The 19,051-nt window shown below is 73.2% G+C and carries 19 protein-coding genes; 8 read left to right on the forward strand and 11 right to left on the reverse strand.

Translation table 11 applies throughout. The annotated features are described in order from the left end of the window. Positions 1-77: 77 nt before the first annotated feature. From B4U46_RS08640 to B4U46_RS08650, 3 genes are all read right to left on the reverse strand, one after another. The gene (locus B4U46_RS08640; RefSeq protein WP_079425544.1) at positions 78-323 is read right to left on the reverse strand and encodes a chaplin; all 246 of its coding nucleotides are present in this window, start codon (positions 321-323) and stop codon (positions 78-80) included. A 147-nt stretch (positions 324-470) separates the two neighbouring features. Then, positions 471-1,124, reverse strand: coding sequence for a response regulator (locus B4U46_RS08645; RefSeq protein WP_079425545.1), 654 nt, complete (start codon positions 1,122-1,124; stop codon positions 471-473). Then, positions 1,117-2,262, reverse strand: coding sequence for a GAF domain-containing sensor histidine kinase (locus B4U46_RS08650; RefSeq protein ID WP_079425547.1), 1,146 nt, complete (start codon positions 2,260-2,262; stop codon positions 1,117-1,119). The genes B4U46_RS08645 and B4U46_RS08650 overlap by 8 nt, the downstream gene beginning before the upstream one ends. 468 nt (positions 2,263-2,730) lie before the next feature. On the opposite strand from B4U46_RS08650, the gene B4U46_RS08655 reads away from it, so the two are divergent. After that, on the forward strand, positions 2,731-3,366 hold the full coding sequence (locus B4U46_RS08655) for a transglycosylase SLT domain-containing protein (RefSeq protein ID WP_079425549.1): 636 nt from the start codon (positions 2,731-2,733) through the stop codon (positions 3,364-3,366). A gap of 105 nt (positions 3,367-3,471) precedes the next feature. On the opposite strand, the gene B4U46_RS08660 is transcribed toward B4U46_RS08655, so the two are convergent. Next, positions 3,472-5,985, reverse strand: a complete 2,514-nt coding sequence (locus B4U46_RS08660) for an FHA domain-containing protein (protein WP_079425550.1) — start codon at positions 5,983-5,985, stop codon at positions 3,472-3,474. Positions 5,986-6,215: 230 nt separating this feature from the next. Between B4U46_RS08660 and B4U46_RS08665 the strand changes: the two genes are divergently transcribed. The 6 genes from B4U46_RS08665 to B4U46_RS08690 all read left to right on the forward strand — a co-directional run bounded on the left by B4U46_RS08665 (position 6,216) and on the right by B4U46_RS08690 (position 13,503). Further along, entirely contained in the window at positions 6,216-7,775 is a 1,560-nt protein-coding gene (locus B4U46_RS08665; RefSeq protein ID WP_079425552.1) for a streptophobe family protein, read from the forward strand. Between the two features lie 428 nt (positions 7,776-8,203). Next, positions 8,204-9,403, forward strand: a complete 1,200-nt coding sequence (gene serB, locus B4U46_RS08670) for a phosphoserine phosphatase SerB (protein ID WP_079425554.1) — start codon at positions 8,204-8,206, stop codon at positions 9,401-9,403. A gap of 213 nt (positions 9,404-9,616) precedes the next feature. Next, the gene (locus B4U46_RS08675; protein WP_079425556.1) at positions 9,617-10,423 is read left to right on the forward strand and encodes an SDR family NAD(P)-dependent oxidoreductase; all 807 of its coding nucleotides are present in this window, start codon (positions 9,617-9,619) and stop codon (positions 10,421-10,423) included. Continuing rightward, on the forward strand, positions 10,423-11,730 hold the full coding sequence (locus tag B4U46_RS08680; RefSeq protein WP_079425558.1) for an aminotransferase class I/II-fold pyridoxal phosphate-dependent enzyme: 1,308 nt from the start codon (positions 10,423-10,425) through the stop codon (positions 11,728-11,730). Before B4U46_RS08675 ends, B4U46_RS08680 begins: the two co-directional genes overlap by 1 nt. After that, positions 11,727-12,674: a diiron oxygenase gene (locus B4U46_RS08685; protein WP_079425560.1), complete on the forward strand. Its 948-nt coding sequence runs from the start codon at positions 11,727-11,729 to the stop codon at positions 12,672-12,674. The genes B4U46_RS08680 and B4U46_RS08685 overlap by 4 nt, the downstream gene beginning before the upstream one ends. Beyond that, positions 12,667-13,503, forward strand: coding sequence for a tryptophan 2,3-dioxygenase family protein (locus tag B4U46_RS08690; protein WP_079425561.1), 837 nt, complete (start codon positions 12,667-12,669; stop codon positions 13,501-13,503). Before B4U46_RS08685 ends, B4U46_RS08690 begins: the two co-directional genes overlap by 8 nt. 57 nt (positions 13,504-13,560) lie before the next feature. On the opposite strand, the gene B4U46_RS08695 is transcribed toward B4U46_RS08690, so the two are convergent. The 4 genes from B4U46_RS08695 to B4U46_RS08705 all read right to left on the reverse strand — a co-directional run bounded on the left by B4U46_RS08695 (position 13,561) and on the right by B4U46_RS08705 (position 16,032). Continuing rightward, positions 13,561-14,082, reverse strand: a complete 522-nt coding sequence (locus B4U46_RS08695; protein ID WP_079425563.1) for a SixA phosphatase family protein — start codon at positions 14,080-14,082, stop codon at positions 13,561-13,563. 132 nt (positions 14,083-14,214) lie between these two features. Beyond that, positions 14,215-14,442: a hypothetical protein gene (locus B4U46_RS08700; protein WP_079425565.1), complete on the reverse strand. Its 228-nt coding sequence runs from the start codon at positions 14,440-14,442 to the stop codon at positions 14,215-14,217. Between the two features lie 169 nt (positions 14,443-14,611). Further along, a complete protein-coding gene (locus B4U46_RS39820) occupies positions 14,612-14,731 on the reverse strand; it encodes an SGM_5486 family transporter-associated protein (RefSeq protein WP_252120213.1) in 120 nt (39 codons plus the stop codon). Positions 14,732-14,736: 5 nt separating this feature from the next. Continuing rightward, positions 14,737-16,032: a CynX/NimT family MFS transporter gene (locus B4U46_RS08705; RefSeq protein WP_079425567.1), complete on the reverse strand. Its 1,296-nt coding sequence runs from the start codon at positions 16,030-16,032 to the stop codon at positions 14,737-14,739. A gap of 105 nt (positions 16,033-16,137) precedes the next feature. Between B4U46_RS08705 and B4U46_RS08710 the strand changes: the two genes are divergently transcribed. Further along, positions 16,138-16,815, forward strand: coding sequence for a FadR/GntR family transcriptional regulator (locus tag B4U46_RS08710; RefSeq protein WP_079425569.1), 678 nt, complete (start codon positions 16,138-16,140; stop codon positions 16,813-16,815). Between the two features lie 6 nt (positions 16,816-16,821). On the opposite strand, the gene B4U46_RS08715 is transcribed toward B4U46_RS08710, so the two are convergent. The 3 genes from B4U46_RS08715 to fabG form a co-directional block, all read right to left on the reverse strand. Further along, a complete protein-coding gene (locus B4U46_RS08715) occupies positions 16,822-17,271 on the reverse strand; it encodes a hypothetical protein (protein ID WP_079425571.1) in 450 nt (149 codons plus the stop codon). Between the two features lie 219 nt (positions 17,272-17,490). Next, the gene (gene fabI, locus B4U46_RS08720; protein WP_045946360.1) at positions 17,491-18,261 is read right to left on the reverse strand and encodes an enoyl-ACP reductase FabI; all 771 of its coding nucleotides are present in this window, start codon (positions 18,259-18,261) and stop codon (positions 17,491-17,493) included. A gap of 5 nt (positions 18,262-18,266) precedes the next feature. Beyond that, positions 18,267-18,986: a 3-oxoacyl-[acyl-carrier-protein] reductase gene (fabG, locus tag B4U46_RS08725; RefSeq protein WP_079425573.1), complete on the reverse strand. Its 720-nt coding sequence runs from the start codon at positions 18,984-18,986 to the stop codon at positions 18,267-18,269. Positions 18,987-19,051: the final 65 nt, after the last annotated feature.

Consider the following 19,051-nt stretch of genomic DNA (forward strand, 5'->3'; position numbering starts at 1 on the left):
CGGGCCTGGACGTGCGAAGGCCCCGCTTCCCGGGGAGAGGGGGGAAGCGGGGCCTCGGTTCGTCAGGGGTGACGGGGTCAGTTGTTGACGCCCGTGTTGCCCCAGGCACCGTTGAGCAGGCCGATGACGTTGGCGGTGTTGCCGACCACGTTCACGGGGACGTTCACGGGGACCTGGGCCAGGTTCCCGGAGACCACGCCGGGCGAGTTCAGGGCCTCGCCCTCCGCGGACGCACCGCCGTGCGCCGAGGAGACACCGGCGCCGGCGGCGATGAGGCCGCCCGCGATCATGGTGACGGCTGCGGCCTTCTTGTAGTTCTTCACTTCTCGTCCTCCAGTGCGTTTGCCGCGACCAGCCGCCGCGGCACGCCATGGAGAACGCTCCCCCGCCCGATGGGATACGCCATGTGGGCTACATACACCCGACCGTATGAATCTCAGCTCAGCCCATTACCTGCCTCCGGCGGCGCCCTACCGAGTGATCCCGTGCCGGACGGCCCACAGCGCGGCCTGGGTGCGGTCGGAGAGGTCGAGCTTCATCAGGATGTTCGAGACGTGCGTCTTGACGGTCTTCTCGGACAGGACGAGGGCCCGGGCGATCTCCCGGTTGGAGCGGCCGTCGGCGATCAGGCCCAGGACCTCGCGTTCGCGCTCGGTCAGGGAGCCGGGGCGCCCGGCGGGGGCGCCCTGGTCGTCCTGGGCGGCGAGCAGGGCCTCGGCGACCTCGGGCTGGAGGAGGACGTGCCCGGCGTGGACGGAGCGGATGGCACCGGCCAGGGCGTCGGGGTCGATGTCCTTGTAGAGGTATCCGGCGGCGCCGGCCCGCAGGGCGGGGACCACGGTCCGCTGTTCGGTGAAGCTGGTGACGATCAGGACCCGGGCGGGGTTGCCGAGGTCGCGCAGCCGGCGCAGGGCTTCGATGCCGTCGGTGCCGGGCATGGTGACGTCCATCAGGATGACGTCGGGCCGCAGCTCCTCGGCGCGCTCGGTGCCCTCGGCGCCGTCGGCGGCCTCGCCGACGACCTCGATGTCCTCCTGTACCTCCAGGAAGGTGCGCAGGCCGCGCCGGACCACCTGGTGGTCGTCGACGAGCAGGACACGGATGCGGCCGGGGGTCTCAGCCACCGGGGACCTCCATTTCGATCGTGGTGCCCGCGCCGGGCTCGGAGCGGACCTCCAGCCGGCCGCCGGCTCCGGCGGCGCGGTCGCGCATGGAGACCAGTCCCAGGTGGCGGCCGGCCTTGCGGACGGTGGGAGGGGAGAAGCCCCGGCCCCGGTCGCGTACGCGCAGGACCGCCCCGCCGCCGGGGGTACGGGTGAGGGTGACGTCGACGCGGTCGGCGCCGGAGTGGCGCAGGGCGTTGTGGAGGGCTTCCTGGGCGACGCGCAGCAGTGCCTCCTCCTGGGCCGCGGGCAGGGCCCGTACGCCGTCGCAGGTGAAGGTGACGCGGGCGGTGTGGGCCCGGTCGAGGACGCGGACGTGGTTGCGCAGGGTGGCGACGAGACCGTCCTCGTCGAGCGCGGCGGGGCGCAGCTCGGTCACGGCGGCGCGCAGTTCGTCGGCGGCCTCGGCGGCGAGGGCGGCGACCTGGTGGAGCTCGTCCTTGGCGCGGGCCGGGTCGCGGTCGACGAGGGTGGCGGCGGCCTGGGCGGTCAGGCGCAGGGAGAACAGCTTCTGGCTGACGGCGTCGTGCAGCTCGTGGGCGAGGCGGGAGCGCTCCTCGGCGATGGTCAGCTCGCGGCTGCGTTCGTAGAGGCGGGCGTTGGTGAGGGCGATGGCGGCGTGCTGGGCGAGGAGGGAGAGGAGTTCCTCGTCCTGGTCGGTGAAGCCCTTGGGGCGGCCGGGGGCCGTCCTCTTGTTGGCGAGGAAGAGGGCGCCGAGGGTCTCCTCGCCGTCGCGGACGGGCAGGCCGAGGAAGTCGGACATGTCGGGGTGGGCTGCGGGCCAGCCCTCGAAGCGCGGGTCCTGGCGTACGTCGGCGAGGCGCTGGGGGGCGTCCTGGTGGAGCATCGCGGCGAGGATGCCGTGCTGGCGGGGCAGGGGGCCGATGCGGCGCCACTGGTCCTCGGTGATGCCGTCGACGACGAACTGGGCGAAGCCCCCGTGGTCGTCGGGGACGCCCAGGGCCGCGTACTCGGCGTCGAGGAGTTCGCGGGCCGAGACGACGATGGTGCGCAGGACGTCCTGGACCTCCAGCCGGCGGCTCATGGCGAGCAGGGCGGTGCTGACGGCCGCCAGCCCGGTGCAGGGTCCGTTGTCCATGGGGTCACCGTACCGGCGGCCCTGACCTGCGGGATCGGGCGCCGGTCGTAGGTCTTCGGGCCGGGTGGCGTACGGCTCGGGGAGGGGGCGGGGGTGGTGTGTCTGCCTTGGGGAGGAGGCCGGGGCGGGGCCGGGTCCTCCGCGAGGCGGAGGACGGTCACACAGGGCATTGCTGCTGCAACTCTGAGTGAGACGGGTGGGGGCTCGATGTGAGCCCGGGCATAGGACGCACATCACTTACGAAGCCGCGTAGTGGGCGCGTAAAGGCGTTGTCAGCGCTGCTGCGGCGGGTGTCCGGGACCAAAGTCCCGGACCGCTGCGGGGCCCTGATCCACTAAGCGGGATCGTATGTCACACCTTTGCCACAGGATTTTGCCGCCGCTAAGAATGGCTGCCGTCGCAAGGCGCCGAGGGATCCCGGATCTCCCGGCGCCTGCCTGCGGCCCCCGCTATTCGAAGAGGTTGCCCATGTCTGCTTCCAGCACTCCCGGTCACAGTCGTCTGACGAAGGCGTACAAGCTGTCGATCGCCGGTGTCGCCACCCTCGGTGCCGCCGCGCTCGCCTTCTCCGTCGTCCCGGCCGGTACCGGCGCGCAGGAGGAGGCCGTGGCCGCCGCTCCCGTGGCGTGGACCCAGTCGATCCAGCAGAACCTCGGCGCCCAGCACGCCGTAGCGGACCAGAAGGCCAAGGACGCGGCGAAGGCCCAGGCCGAGGCGCAGGCGAAGAAGGACCGCGAGGCCAAGGAGGCGGCCAGCCGCTCCGCCGCCCGCACCCCGGTGTTCGCGAACAACCTGGACGGCTGGATCAAGGAAGCCCTCTTCATCATGAAGCGCGAGGGCATCCCCGGCACCTACGCCGGCATCCACCGCAACATCATGCGCGAGTCGAGCGGCAACCCCCGCGCGATCAACCTGTGGGACATCAACGCGAAGAACGGCATCCCCTCGAAGGGCCTGCTCCAGGTCATCCAGCCGACCTTCAACACGTACCACGTCAAGGGCACCAAGTTCGACCTGTACGACCCGGTCGCGAACATCGTCGCCGCGTGCAACTACGCCGCCGACCGCTACGGCTCCATGGACAACGTGAACAGCGCCTACTAGGCCGCTGCGCGCCCGCACAGCCCCCCATGCGCCTCAGGGCGGCCCCCGGAAGACTCCGGGTGCCGCCCTGAGGCGTTTCGCGTGCCTGGCGGCACAACGCGGTTCCTACTTGCGCATGACCTCGGGCTCGTGGCGGCGCAGCAGGCGCGCCACCGCGAAGCCGCAGATCACGCCCTGCAGCAGCAGGACGATGACGTCCACGAACCACTGGCCGGTGGTGTGGTCCCACAGCGGGTCGGTGTTGGTGGGGTTCTGCGGGTCCCACGGCGCCATGAGCTTGCCCAGGTTCAGGGTGGTTCCGGCGGCGCCGACGGCCCAGCGGGAGGGCATCAGGTAGGCGAACTGCTCCAGGCCGACCTTGTCGTACAGCTGGAACAGGATGCCGGTGAAGACGACCTGGACGATCGCGAACATCACGAGCAGCGGCATGGTCTTCTCGGCGGTCTTCACCAGCGAGGAGATCACCAGGCCGAACATCATCGCGGTGATGCCGAGCGCGGTGACCGAGACGCAGAGCTCGACGGCCGGGTTCATGAACAGGCCCTCGGCCGGCAGCTTGCGCGGGGTGAAGGCGATGGCGCAGATGATCGCGCCCTGGATGACCGTGATCACACTGAGGACGATCACCTTCGACATGAGGTACGCCGACCGGGACAGGCCGGTCGCGCGCTCCCGCTCGTAGATGACGCGTTCCTTGATCAGCTCACGGACCGAGTTGGCCGCGCCCGAGAAGCACATGCCGACCGCGAGGATCAGGGTGATCGTGCCGGCGTCGCCGTTGAAGCGGGACGGCGGGGTCGGCGGGGCCAGGCCGAACTTCGCGGGGATCACCGTGGACACGATGCCCAGGACCGCCGGCAGCAGCACCATCAGGGCGAGGAAGCCCTTGTCGGAGGCGATCACCGAGACGTAGCGGCGGATCAGCGTCCACAGCTGCGAGCCCCAGGCCTGCGGCTTGGGCGGGATCATCTGCTGCGGCGGCATCGCGACCTGCTGCGGGGCGACCGCGTCGAGGTCGGCGGCGTACAGCTGGTAGTGCTGCGAGCCCTTCCAGCGGCCGGCCCAGTCGTAGTCGCGGTAGTTCTCGAAGGCGGAGAACACGTCGGCCCAGGTGGTGTAGCCGAAGAAGTTCAGCGCCTCGTCCGGCGGGCCGAAGTAGGCGACGGACCCGCCCGGGGCCATGACCAGCAGCTTGTCGCAGAGGGCCAGCTCGGCGACGGAGTGGGTGACGACGAGGACCGTGCGGCCGCCGTCGGCCAGCCTGCGCAGCAGCTGCATGACGTCGCGGTCCATGCCCGGGTCGAGGCCGGAGGTCGGCTCGTCCAGGAAGATCAGCGACGGCTTGGTCAGCAGCTCCAGGGCCACGGACACGCGCTTGCGCTGGCCGCCCGAGAGCGAGGTGATCTTCTTGTCCTTGTGGACGTCGAGCTTGAGCTCGCGCAGCACCTCGTCGATGCGGGCGGCGCGCTCGGCCTCGGCGGTGTCGCCGGGGAAGCGGAGCTTGGCCGCGTACTTCAGCGCGGTGGAGACCTTCAGCTCCTTGTGCAGGATGTCGTCCTGCGGGACCAGGCCGATGCGCTGGCGGAGCTCCGCGAACTGCTTGTACAGGTTGCGGTTGTCGTACAGGACGTCACCCTGGTCGGCGGGCCGGTAGCCGGTCAGCGCCTTCAGGAGCGTGGACTTGCCGGAGCCGGAGGGGCCGATGACGCCGATGAGCGACTTCTCCGGGACGCCGAAGGTGACGTCCTTGAGGATCTGCTTGCCGCCGTCGACCGTGACCGTCAGGTGGCGGGCCGAGAAGGAGACGTCACCGGTGTCGACGAACTCCTCGAGGCGGTCGCCGACGATCCGGAACGTCGAGTGGCCGACGCCGACGATGTCGGAGGGGCCGAGCAGCGCGGTGCCGGACTTCGGCAGGGGCTGGCCGTTGACGTAGGTGCCGTTGTGGCTGCCGAGGTCGTGGATCTCGAAGCGGCCGTTGGTGGAACGGAACTCCGCGTGGTGGCGCGAGACCTGGAGGTCCGAGACCACGAGCTCGTTCTCCAGGGCACGGCCGATGCGCATGACGCGGCCGACGGCGATCTGGTGGAACGTCGTCGGGCTGCGGTGGTCGCCGGCGTAGCCGGGGGCCGCGGACTGCTGGGGGGCCTGGTGCTGCTGCTGCGGCACGAACGGCTGCTGGTGCTGCTGCTGATGGTGGGCCTGGGGCTGCTGGTCCCAGGCGGGCTGCTGCGACTGCTGGTGCTGCGGGGCCGGCGGCTGGAACGCCGGGGCCTGACCCTGCGCCACCGGGGCCTGGTAGGCCGGCTGCTGCTGCGGGGCCGCCACGGCGGCGCTCGGATTCAGCCGCGGGCCGTCCGTCGCGTTGCCCAGGTGGACCGGCGTTCCGGGCACGAGTTCCGTCTGCTGGACCCGCGCGCCGTGCACGTAGGTGCCGTTGGTGCTGCCGTGGTCCTCGATGGCCCAAACCCGGCCGTTCCAGCTGATGGTGGCGTGCCGCCAGGACACGCGCGCGTCATCGATCACGACGTCTCCCTGGGGATCGCGCCCCAGCGAGTACGACCTGGACGGATCGAGCGTCCAGGTCCTTCCGTTCAATTCCAGTACGAGTTCCGGCACTCCAGCCCCACTTAAGGTCCCCCGAGAATCCCCCTGCCGTCCAGGGAGAACGACGTCAGGGAGTCTAGGGATGGCGAACATCCGGGGGAACTATTTCAGGCCTGCGGCCACATGTGGAATCGGGGCCTTCCGCAGGCGTCTACGTCTGCCCGTTGACGGGGTCGAAAGTCACCCGGAGAGTGAGATACGGGACTTCTCGCCCCACTCGGCTCGGTTACGGGGGTCGCCGCATGCGCCGCATCCGCTGGGGAGACGTGCTGCTGTCCGGGATCGCCGCCGTGGGGTGGTCGGTCGCCGCCATGGCGGGGGTGGCCGCGCTGGGGCTGCACCTGCTGGGCGCCGATGCCGGGGGCGGCTCGCTGGGGGCGATGACCGCCGCGGTGGTGGCGGCGGCCGTGGGCGGGTCGCTGACCGCGACCGGGGAGGTGTCGGCCCTCGGACTGGCCGCGGACGGCGGGGGCGCCGTGGACCTCCGGCCGTTGGGGGTCGCCCTGGTGGGGGCGCTGGTGCTGGGTTCGGTGTTCCTGCGGGGACTCGGGGGGCCGCGGGGGCGGCCGGGCGGGGTGGAAGTCGCCGTCCGGGCGGCGGTGGTGGGGGCGCTGTTCCTCGTGGTGGCGGTCGGGCTGGCGTGGGCCGGGCACGGGGCGGTGGCCCTGGACGGCGCCTCGCCGAGGGTGGTCCTGCCGGGGATCGGCGACGTCGGGGGGCTGCTGCGGCCCCGGGTGCGGGTGGGCTTCGCGGTGGATGCCGGGCCTTCGGTGCCGGGCGCGGGGGTGTGGGTGGCGGTGGTGCTCGCGGTGGCGCTGCTCGCCTCGCGGCACGGGCCGGCGGCGGCGTGGGCCGCCCGGCTGCGGCCGGCGGTGTCTTCGGTGCTGGCGATGCTGGTGGTGGCGGTGGTGGCCGGCGCGGCCGTGGCGGGGTGGGCGGCCGCGCAGGACGGGCGGCCGGGGCGGGCGGCGGGGGCCGCGCTGCTGGGGGCGCCGAACGGGAGCTGGACGGGGCTGCTGCTGGGGCTTTCCGTACCGGTGCGGGGGCGGGCCGCCGGGGAGCTCGGGCGGCTGCTGCCGCCGCTGTCGCGGGGGGAGCCGGTGACGGTGGCGCGGCTCGCGGAGTACGACGGGCGGGCCTGGCTGTTGGTGGCGGGGGCGGGGGTGCTGCTGCTGTACGCCGGGGTACGGGCGGCCGTACGGAGCCCGGGGCGCGGGGTGGCGGCGTGCGCGGCGCGGCTGGGCGGGGTGACGGGGGTGGCGCTGGCGGGGCTGGTGTGGCTGACGGGGATGTCGGTCGACGTGCCGGGGGTGGCGGCGGTGGAGCTGCGCGGGGATGCGGGGTACGCGTTGCTGGCGGGCGCGGTGTGGGGCGCCCTGGCGGGCGGCACGGGCGCCCTCCTGACGCGGGGCGGGCAGGACCCCGCCGCCCCGGCCCCTGGCCTGCCGCCGCATCCGGACCCGGCCCTGCGGGCGCGGGGCGGCGTGCCGTCGCAGCGCCCCGGAGCGGGGCAGTACCGGCGCGGACAGCACCGCGCCGCGTCGGGCCGCCCCGGGCCGGGCGCTGACCGGGCGGAGCGGCCGGGGGTGCGGCCGGGCGCGCCGGACCGGCCGTGGTGGCCGGCTCCTGCGGGTGAGGGGGCGCGGGAGCCGGAGGTCTCCGACGGGTCGTGGGACGTCACGGTCACCGGGCGGCCGCCCAAGCCGGCCCGCGCTCCGCGGCCGCCGCAGCGAGAGCCGTTCACGCCACCTCCACCGCCGGGGGCTCCGCCGCCGCCGAAGCCGCCGCATCCCCCGCGCTGACCGGCCTGGTCAGGCCGATCCCGCTGCGCGGAGCGGTCCCCTACCCGCCCTTCCACCGTTCCCGCCTCAGTCGCCGGCGCGGCTGAAAGACCCCTGGGCTCCGCCCCGGACCCCGCACGTGCGCTCCGCGCCCGTCGCCTCAAACGCCGGCGGGGCTCTTTACAGCCCCGCCGGCGTTTGAGGCGCGGGGTCTGGGGCGGAGCCCCTGGGGCCCCGCGCAGCGGCGACGGCCCGCAGCCGACGGCCGGACCCCAGCCGGGGCCGGGGGCCCCGCCCGGCCACCGTCGGACGGAGTCCGGCGCAGCGGCGCGAAGCCCGGGAGGGCCGCCAGGGCCGAGCGGGGCGAGCGGGGCGTGAGGAAGGAGCGGCGTTCAGAACGTGGGACGGGCGGTCCGGCCCCGGGGCCGGGAAGATACGGTGAGGGGACCATGAGCGCTTCGCAGACCTCCGAGGTCCCCACCCTCCTCGTCAAGATCTTCGGCAAGGACCGTCCCGGGATCACCGCCGGGCTAATGGACACCCTCGCCGCCTACTCCGTCGACGTCGTCGACATCGAGCAGGTCGTCACGCGTGGCCGCATCGTCCTGTGCGTCCTCGTCACCAAGCCCACCACCGCCGCCGAGGGCGAGCTGCGGGCCACCGTGCACAGCTGGGCCGAGTCGCTGAAGCTGTCGGCCGAGATCATCTCCGGTACCGGCGACAACCGCCCGCGCGGTGTCGGCCGGTCCCACGTCACCGTGCTCGGGCACCCGCTCACCGCGGAGTCCACGGCCACCATCGCCGCCCGGATCACCGCGACCGGCGGCAACATCGACCGTATCTTCCGGCTCGCCAAGTACCCGGTGACGGCCGTCGAGTTCGCCGTCTCCGGTGCCGAGACGGGGCCGCTGCGCACCGCGCTGGCGACCACCGCCGCCCAGATCGGCGTCGACGTCGCCGTGGTCTCGGCGGGGCTGCACCGCCGGGCGCAGCGGCTGGTGGTCATGGACGTGGACTCGACCCTGATCCAGGACGAGGTCATCGAGCTGTTCGCCGCGCACGCCGGGTGCGAGGCCGAGGTCGCCGAGGTGACCGAGCGGGCCATGCGCGGGGAGCTCGACTTCGAGCAGTCCCTGCACGCCCGGGTGGCGTTGCTGGCGGGGCTGGACGAGTCGGTTGTGGAGAAGGTCCGCTCCGAGGTGCGGCTGACCCCGGGCGCCCGGACCCTGGTGCGGACGCTGAAGACGCTGGGCTACCAGGTGGGCGTGGTCTCGGGCGGGTTCACGCAGGTCACGGACGACCTGCGGGAGCGGCTGGGCCTCGACTTCGCCTCGGCGAACACTCTCGAGATCGTCGACGGCAAGCTGACCGGCCGGGTCACCGGCGAGATCGTGGACCGGGCGGGCAAGGCCCGGCTGCTGCGCCGCTTCGCCGCGGAGGCCGGGGTGCCGCTGGCGCAGACCGTCGCGATCGGTGACGGCGCGAACGACCTCGACATGCTGAACGCGGCCGGCCTCGGCGTGGCCTTCAACGCCAAGCCGGTGGTGCGCGAGGCCGCCCACACGGCGGTGAACGTGCCCTTCCTGGACGCCGTGCTCTACCTGCTCGGCATCACCCGCGAGGAAGTGGAAGCGGCCGACCTGGCCTGAGCAGCCCCCGCCCCCCTCAGCGCCCGGCCGGATCCTTTCGGCCGGGCGTTCGTCGTCCCCGGCCCGGCGGCCGGGCTCCGGCCCGAGGCAGAGTCCAGGGACCTTGGACCCGAACTGGGCCTTCGTGTCGTGTACTTGGACCCGATCATCCGATCGTGTGGCGATATGCGACGGCAGCCGCACGGTCGGCCTTGTGCGTTCAAGGGGACGTGGATGACTCGAAGTGTGCTCATCACCGGAGGCTCGGGCGGAATCGGCCGTGCCTGCGTGGAGAGATTCGCGCGGGAGGAGGACTGGACCGTCTGGTTCACCTACCGCAACGGCCGGGAGCGGGCCGAGGAACTGGTGCGGGAGCTGGCCCTCACCGGCCGCGCCAAGGTGGAGGCCTTCCCCTTCAGCCAGGGCGACTGGGAGGACCACGAGCTGCTGCTCGACCGGCTCCCCGGCCCGGTCGACGTCCTGGTGAACAACGCCGCGGTGGGTTCGAAGACGGTGGAGCACTACACCGAGGGGCCCGGGCACGCGAAGGCGTCGGCCTTCTTCCAGATCAACGCGGTGGGTCCGCTGTGGCTCATCGAGCAGTTGCTGCCCGGGATGCTGGAGCGGGGCTCCGGGAAGATCGTCAACATTTCGAGCGTCGGCGGGGGGATCTTCCAGTTCCCCGGCTTCCACCCGGCCGACGGGATGAGCAAGGCGGCCCTCACCTATCTGACCCGCCATCTGGCCGCCGACCTGGCGCACTCCCCGGTGGACGTGTTCGCGCTCTGCCCGGGCGCCGTCGACACCACGATGTTCCAGGCGAGCACCCTGGACAAGCTCTCCCCCGAGGAGCGGGCCGCCCTGTCCGCGCAGCTGCCCAAGGGCCGCATGATCACCTCCGAGGAGATCGCCGAGCAGGTGCGCTGGCTGGCGGGCGAGCACTCCACGCCGCTGCACGGCGCCGTCATCGACGCCTCGATGGGCCTCGGCGTGCACCCGGGCCTGCTCACCGGTGCCGGCGTCGGCAGCGGGAGGGCCTGATGAGCTCCCACTCCCGCCCCCTCTCCCGGCAGGCCGCCCGGCTCCTCGCCGACACCCCGGCCATCGCCGAGGCCCACTTCCGCGCGGAGGCCGAGCCGTACGACGCGCTCACCCGGCCCGACGGCTACCTGAACCTGGGCACCGCCGAGAACCGGCTGCTGTGGGACCTGCTCGAGGGCCGGCTGGCGCAGCTGCCCCCGATGGACGAGGCCACGGCCCGCTACGCCCCGCTGCACGGCACCGACGTGCTGCGCGGACGGGTCGCGGCGCTGCTGTCGGACACCGTCGGGACCCCGCTGGACGCCGAGGACCTGGTGGTGATCAGCGGTGCCACCGGGGCGCTGGACGCGATCGCCTCCGTCCTGTGCGACCCGGGCGAGGCCATCGTGGTGCCCGCTCCCTACTACGGGGCCTTCGACACCGATCTCGGCGGCCGCTCCGGCGCCCGGATCCTGCCCGCGCCCCTGGATCCCGCCGACGGGTTCCGGCTGACGGCCGCGGCGGTGGACGGGGCACTGCGGCGGGCCCGGGCGGAGGGGATCACCGTACGGGCGGTGGCGCTGTCCTCCCCCTCCAACCCGATCGGCGAGGTCCACCCGCCCGAGGTGCTGGCGGAGCTGCTGCGCGTGGTGCGCGAGCACGACGTGGACCTGGTCTCGGACGAGATCTACGCCCACGCGGTGTTCGGCCCGCGGGCCTTCACCAGCGCGGCGGACCCGGCCGTCAACCCGGACTGGGCCGGGCGCACCCATGTGGTCTGGGGCTTCGCGAAGGACTTCGGGCTGCCGGGTCTGAAGACCGGGGTGCTGCACACCCGCGATCCGCGGGTACGGGCGGCCGCGCGGGCGCTGGCGTACTTCGCGCCCGTCTCCACCGCCACCCAGCACACCCTGGCGGAGCTGCTGGCCGACCCGGAGTGGACGGCCTCCTTCCTCGCGGCGGGCCGGCGGCGGCTGGGCTCCTCGTACGGGCACCTGACCGGGCTGCTGGAGGCGTACGGGATCCCGTACGCCCCGGCCGGCGCGGGCTTCTCCGTCTGGCTGGACCTCGGCCGGTGGCTGCCCGGTCCCGGCTTCGGGGGCGAGGAGGTGCTGTGGCGGGAGCTGTTCGAGAAGGCGAAGGTCAGCATCCTGCCCGGCGGGGCCTTCCGCTCGCCCGAGCCGGGCTGGTTCCGGCTGTGCCACACCGTCGACGCCCCGCTGGTCGCGGAGGCGGTCCGGCGGATCGCCGTCCACCTGGGCCTGTCCGCGCAGGCGGGCCCGCACCCCTCCCCCTCCCCCGCTTCACGGAACGGAAGTCACCCATGAGCACGGCACCGGGTCCCCTGGACCGCTGGTACGAGACCGCCGGCGTGCGCGGCGGCGTCCGGCGGATGTTCCACGCCGAGGCGGAGCAGGGCCGGGTGTTCTTCCCCGACGCCCTGGTGCCGCACCTGGCGCACCCGGAGGTGAAGGCGCTGGCCCCGGAGCGGGTGCGGGAGGTCACCGTCCGGCACCTGTACCAGTTCCTGCACTCGACGACCCATCTGGAGACCCGGGTGGTCAACGGGGCGGCCGAGCCCGTGGCCAACGGGAACTCGGGGCTGCACTTCCCGACCGCGCTGCGCATGGACGCGTTCAAGGTGTACTGCGACGAGGGCTACCACGCCCTGTACAGCCTGGACCTGGCCGACCAGGTGGCCGCCGTCACCGGGATCGCCGTGCCGGACGTGGACTACGGCGGGTTCGTGACGGCCCTGCAGGACACCGGGCGGCGGCTGCTGCCCGAGGACCCGGTGCTGGCCGGGCAGTTGCAGGCGGTGGTGTTCGAGACGCTGATCACGGCCGTGCTCAACGAGGTGCCGCAGGACCCGACCGTGGTGAGCACGGTACGGGAGCTGATGCGCGACCACGCCAAGGACGAGGGCCGCCACCACCGGTTCTTCTCCGCGTTCTTCCTGGAGCTGTGGGCGCGGCTCGACGGCCGGCGCCGGGTGCTGGCGGCCCGGGCCCTGCCGGCGATGATCCGTGCGGCGCTGGACTGGGACCTGGAGCCGGTGCGGGTGTCGCTGCGGCTGGCCGGTCTGGACGAGGAACGGATCGGGGCCGTCCTGGCGGACAGCTACGGCGGGAGCGCGGGCGTGGACCGCATCCAGACCATCTCCCGTTCCACCCTGCGGCTGTGCGCCCAGGTCGGTGCCTTCGACCTGCCCGGCGTCACGGACGCCTTCGCCGCCTACGGACTGCGTGCCCCGGAGGACTCCGATGTCTGAGACCGCGAGCGTCACCTACCCCGAGTACCTGAAGCTGCCGGAGCTGCTGTCGCTCCAGGTGCCGCTGGCCGACGGGGTGGACGACGAGCTGCTGTTCATCACCGTGCACCAGGTGCAGGAGCTGTGGTTCGGGCAGCTGCTGCGGGACCTGGCGGACGCCCGGGACCGGATGCTGGAGGGCGATCCGCGGGCGGCCCGGGCCCGGCTGGTGCGCGCGGTGTCGGTCACGCGGGCGCTGATCGCGGCGATCCATCCGCTGCGGGCGATGCCGCCGCGCGAGTTCCACGCCTTCCGGGGCGTGCTGGGGACCAGCAGCGGCCAGCAGTCGGCGCAGTACGTGGAGATCGCCGCGCTGTGCGGGGCCGACTGGGTGCGCGGGGAGTACGGGAGGCGGGCCGTCGCCGGGCTGGCCGCCGGGGAGCGGGAGCGGCTGGCCGGGCGGATGGCGGAGCCCACCCTGTGGGAGGGGTTCGTGGCGCTGCTGGCGAAGGCCGGGTTCGCGGCCGGTACGCGGGAGGAGCGCTGGGAGGCGTACGCGCGGCTGGCGGCGGGGCCGCTGGACGGTGATCCGGCGGAGTTCGCGGAGCTGGCCGAGCTGGTGGAGGCGCTGGTCGACCACGACGAGGTGTGGACGGAGTGGCGGGCCTGCCACGCGCTGCTGGTGGAGCGGCAGATCGGCGGGCGGCCGGGGACCGGCGGCAGCAGCGGGATGGAGCACCTGCGGGCGTCGGTGTACCGGCGGTTCTACCCGGAGCTGTGGGAGGCCCGGGACGCGGGCTTTCCGCAGCAGCAGACCCCGGAGCCGGCGGGCCGCTGCCCGGTGGGCTGAGGGCGGGCCGGGACGGGGGCCCGGGACGCAGGTGTCCCGGGCCCGGGGGTCGCGCGGTCAGTGGTCCTTCGGGGTCCAGTAGTCCAGCAGGGTGCCCACGCCGGGTTCGACGGACTTCCAGGAGCCGGTGAAGGAGACGACGGCCAGTGCGGCGGTCGGGAAGCCGGTGCGGTTCATCCGGGCCTGGGTGTCGCCCTCGGCGCGCCCGGAGAGGATGTCGGCCAGGGCGTGCATCGCGGGGTTGTGGCCGATGACGAGGAGGTCGTCGACCTCGTCGGGGGTCTCGTTCAGCAGGGCGATGAGCTCGCCCGGCGAGGCGTCGTAGACCCGCTCCTCGTAGCTGGTCCGCGGCCGGTAGGGGAGTTCCTGGACGGCGAGCTTCCAGGTCTCCCGGGTGCGGACGGCGGTGGAGCAGAGGGCCAGGTCGAAGGTGATGCCCGTCTCGGCCAGCTTCCGGCCGGCGGCCGGTGCGTCCCTGCGGCCGCGTTCCGCCAGGGGGCGGTCGTGGTCGGCCACCTGGGGCCAGTCGGCCTTGGCGTGCCGGAGGAGGGCGATCCTGCGGGGTGTGTCGGCGCTCATGGGCCCAGCTTCGCATGAAACGGGCCATGCGGCGCAGGGTGTTGAGGGGGCCGTCCCCCGCTCGTGAGGGCGTGCTGCGGCGTGCGCGGACCGGCTGGGGGCGAGGTGAGTGCTCGGGTGACGCGGCGCCCGTCAGGTGACGGCGTGGAGCAGCTGCTGGGTGACCTGGAGCAGTCCGGAGGGCTGGCCGGTGGCGGCCTGGGCCTGGCCGGAGCCGGCGAGCAGCAGGAGCAGGAGGCCGAAGGCGAGGGCGGGCAGGGCCAGGGTCCACCAGTGCAGCCGGGCGCTGGTGTGGGCGTACGCGCGGGGGCGGCGGGCGGGACGGGTGAGGGGGGACGGGGTGTGCGTGGTGGCCGGCATGGCCGCCTCCGGGTTCTTCGGGTGGGGACTGGCTCGCTGCTTCGAATCTATGGATCCGCGGCGCCGGTTCCCATCCGGGGCACACCCCAGCCGACCCTGATCCTGGCCCCCTAGGGGATGGTGGGGGTAACCCCACCACGGGGGCCGGGCCGGGCCGGCGGGTGGTGGGTCAGGGGGAGGCGAGGGTGGCGATGACGGCCACGATCACGGTCACGAGGAGCATCGCGCCCAGCACGAGGCCGAGCTTGCGGTGGCCGTTCTGGGGGTTCGGTTCGAGTACGGGCGACATGGCGCTCAGTCTCGCATGCCGCATTCGTCCTCGATCGTGCGGTCCCGGCCCGCGAGGACGCCGAGGGCGATCTGCGGGACGAGGAGGCCGGCCATGAGGGCGAGCGGCAGGTCCCAGCCGCCGCTGTGCTGGTAGAGGGTGCCGATGACCAGCGGGCCGGGGATGGAGATCAGGTAGCCGGTGCTCTGGGCGAAGGCGGAGAGCTTGACGACCCCGGCCGGGGACTTGGCGCGCAGTCCGATCATCGTGATGACGAGGGGGAAGGCGCAGTTGGAGACGCCGAGCAGGAGGGCCCAGGCCCAGGCTCCGCCGGCGGGGGCGAGGTAGAGCCCGAGGTAGCCGGCGAGGCCGAAGACGCCGAGGACGGCGGCGATGGGGCCCTGGTGGCGCATCCGTCCGGCGAGGCCGGGGATGACGAAGGCCAGCGGGACGCCCATGACCATGGTGACGGCCAGGAGCACTCCGGCGGTGGAGGCGGAGACCCCGGCGTCGCGGAAGATCTGCGGGAGCCAGCCCATGGTGACGTAGGCGCCGGTGGCCTGGAGGCCGAAGTAGCAGGCGAGGGCCCATGCGGTGCGGCTGCGCACGACGGAGGGGCCGGCGTCCTGCGCGGCGGCGCCGGCGGGGGCGGCGGCCCTCTCGCGGCGGGTCGCGGCGGCGACGGGCAGCCAGGGCAGTACGGCGGCCACGGCGAGGCCGGCCCAGACCAGCAGGCCGGTGCGCCAGTTGCCGCCGAGGGCCGAGGTCAGCGGGACGGTCGCGGCGGCGGCCAGGGAGGTGCCGGCGGCCAGGGCCATGGAGTAGAGGCCGGTCATGGTGCCGACGCGGTCGGGGAACCAGCGCTTGACGATGACCGGGAGGAGCACGTTCGTCAGGGCTATGCCGGCCAGCGACAGGGCGCTGGCGGCGAGGAAGGCGGCGGCGCTGTCGGCGAAGGGGCGGATCAGCAGGCCGGCGGCGACGGCGGCCATGCCGGCGCAGACGACGGCGGCGGGTCCGAAGCGGCGCGAGAGCCGGGGCGCGGTGACGCCGAAGACGGCGAAGCAGAGGGCCGGGACGGAAGTGATCAGTCCGGCGACGGTGCCGCTCATGTGGAGGCCGTCGCGGGCCTCCTCGAAGAGGGCGCCGAGGCTGGTGATGGCCGGCCTCAGGTTGAGGGCGGCCAGCACGATGGCGACCACGAGCACGGGGCCGAGCCATTTCGGGTCGGCGTGGGCGTCGTCCCGGGCGGTGGCGGGGCGTCCGACGGAGGCGCGCGGGGTCGCCGGGCGGCTCAGGGTCTGGAGGTCTTCGTCGTGCATCCCGCCATCATAGAATCATGGGATGATTGGTTGTCCAGTTTGCTTCCTGTCAGAATTGACCCCGCCCCACCGCCCGTCCACCCGCCCCCGAGAGGCCCCGTCCGCATGCCGTTGACCTCACCCCGGCGTTCCGCGCTCGTCGACCAGGTGATCGCCCAGCTCAGGAACCAGATCACCTCCGGCGAGTGGCCGGTCGGAAGCCGGATCCCCACCGAGCCCGAGCTGGTGGAGCTGCTGGGCGTGGCCCGCAACACGGTGCGGGAGGCCGTCCGGGCGCTCGCGCACAACGGACTCCTGGACATCCGCCAGGGTTCGGGTACGTACGTGCTCGCCACCAGCGAACTGGCCGGGGTGATGCACCGCCGCTTCGCGGGGGCCGACCCCTGGCACATCGCGGAGCTGCGCTCGACGCTGGAGTCCTCGGCGGCCCGGCTGGCGGCGGAGCGGCGCACCGAGCGGGACCTGGTCCAGCTGGACGCGCTGCTGGCGCGGCGCGAGGAGGCCTGGGCGAGCGGGGACGCGGAGCTGTTCGTGAGCGCGGACGTCGCCCTGCACATGGCGGTGGTCACGGCCTCGCACAACGAGGTGCTGACCGGGCTGTACGCGGACCTGGGCGATCTGGTGGCGCAGTGGCTGCGCGCGGACGTGGGCACGGAGCTGGACCCGGCGGACCACCTGGACCACGCCCGGCTGATCGAGGCGATCCGGCGCGGGGACGGGGACACGGCGGCCTCGGAGGCCGCGGGCTACCCCTTCGTCTGCCTGGGCGAGGGCAGGCGCTGAGACGGCCTAGCGGCCGGAGGAGGCCGGCGGGCGCTGGTGGCTGACCCAGGCCGTGCGGACCTCCTTCCAGCAGCGGCCCGTCAGCCGGGTGCGGCCGGCCGGGTCCAGGGGGACGAGGGCGCTGTCCCCGTCCAGGTCCCACCAGCGCTCGCACTCCACGTGGAGGCGGAGCAGGTCGGTCTCGGGGAAGCCGTTGTGGCAGTACGCGATCACCTGGGAGCCGTCGATCTCGGTGTCGCAGTCGGAGCCGTAGAGCTCGCGGCCGGCGGGCTGCTCGGGCCGTACGGGTGGCTCGGCGGGGATCTCGGCGAAGTCCACGGTCGCCGGGGCGGCCGCCTCGGGTCCGGGCGCGGGGCCCGGCGCTCCGGGTTGCGCGAGGGCTCCGGGGATCAGGAGTCCGGTCAAAGCCACCGAGGTGACCAGCAGCGATACCGCTCGGCTCGGCCTCGCGCGCACGCCCGTACCTCCTCCCCGAACTCGCCGGGAAGGTCCCGGCCAGGTCAGTTTGCAGGCATGTGTCCCGGTTTTCGACTCGGAAAGATCCGGTCGGACGGCGAACGTCTGATCGAGGAAGCCCCGGGATCCTGCCGTGGCGGGGCGCGAACGGCGGTGGCCGCGCCTCCCCGGGGGGAAGCGCGGCCACCGCCGTACGGACGCGGGGTCCGGCCGGGAAGGTCAGGCGCCCATCGCGTGCAGGCCGCCGTCCACGTGGACGATCTCGCCCGTGGTCTTCGGGAACCAGTCGGACAGCAGGGCCACGACGCCCTTGCCCGCCGGCTCCGGGTCGCTCATGTCCCACTCCAGCATGGAGCGGTGGTTCCAGGTGTCCGCCAGCTCGCCGAAGCCCGGGATGGACTTCGCGGCCATCGAGCCGATCGGACCGGCCGAGACCAGGTTGCAGCGGATGTTCTCCTTGCCCAGGTCACGGGCGAGGTAGCGGCTGGTGGCCTCCAGCGCGGCCTTGGCCGGGCCCATCCAGTCGTACTGCGGCCAGGCGAACTGCGCGTCGAAGGTGAGGCCGACGACGGCCGCGCCCTCCGCCGGGAACAGCGGCTTGCAGGCCATGGTCAGCGACTTCAGCGAGAACGCCGAGACGTGCATCGCGGTGGCGACCGACTCGAACGGGGTGTTCAGGAAGTTGCCGCCGAGCGCGTCCTGCGGGGCGAAGCCGATGGAGTGCACGACGCCGTCGAGGCCGCCGAGCTCGTCGCGGACCAGGCCCTCCAGGCGGGCCAGGTGCTCGTCGTTGGTGACGTCGAGCTCGATCACCTTGACCGGCTTCGGGAGCTTCTTGGCGATGCGCTCGGTCAGCGTCGGGCGCGGGAACGCGGTGAGGATGACCTCGGCGCCCTGCTCCTGGGCCAGCTTGGCGGTGTGGAAGGCGATGGAGGACTCCATCAGCACACCGGTGATGAGGATCCGCTTGCCCTCGAGAATTCCGCTCATGGTGATCAGTGACCCATGCCCAATCCGCCGTCAACGGGAATGACGGCTCCGGTGATGTACGCGGCGTCGTCGGACGCCAGGAAGCTCACGGCGGCCGCGATCTCCTCGGGCTGCGCGTAGCGCGCCAGCGGGACCTGCGCCAGGATGCCCGTGCGCTGCTCGTCGCTGAGCGCCTTCGTCATGTCGGTGTCCACGAAACCGGGGGCGACGACGTTGAAGGTGATGTTGCGGGAGCCCAGCTCGCGGGCGAGCGAGCGGGCGAAGCCCACCAGCGCCGCCTTCGAGGCGGCGTAGTTGGCCTGGCCGGCGCCGCCCAGCAGGCCGACGACCGAGGAGATCAGGACCACACGGCCCTTCTTGGCCCGCAGCATGCCACGGTTGGCCCGCTTCACGACACGGAAGGTGCCCGTGAGGTTGGTGTCGACGACGGAGGCGAAGTCCTCCTCGGACATCCGCATCAGCAGCGTGTCCTTGGTGATGCCGGCGTTGGCCACCAGCACCTCGACGTTGCCGTGCTTGGCCTCGATCTCCTTGTAGGCCTGCTCCACCTGCTCGGAGTCGGTGATGTCGCAGCGCACGGCCAGCACACCCAGCTCGGCGAGCTCCTGCGGCGGCTCTCCCGAGCGGTACGTGATCGCGACCTTGTCGCCGGCCTGGGCGAAGGCACGGGCGATGGCGAGGCCGATGCCCCGGTTTCCTCCGGTGACGAGAACCGAGCGGCTCAACGGATCACCCTTTCGCTTAGCTGTCTGAGTAGCAAAAACCTATAGGTCGCGGCCGACATCCGGAG

This window comes from Streptomyces katrae, from assembly GCF_002028425.1.
Lineage (GTDB): Bacteria > Actinomycetota > Actinomycetes > Streptomycetales > Streptomycetaceae > Streptomyces > Streptomyces katrae_A.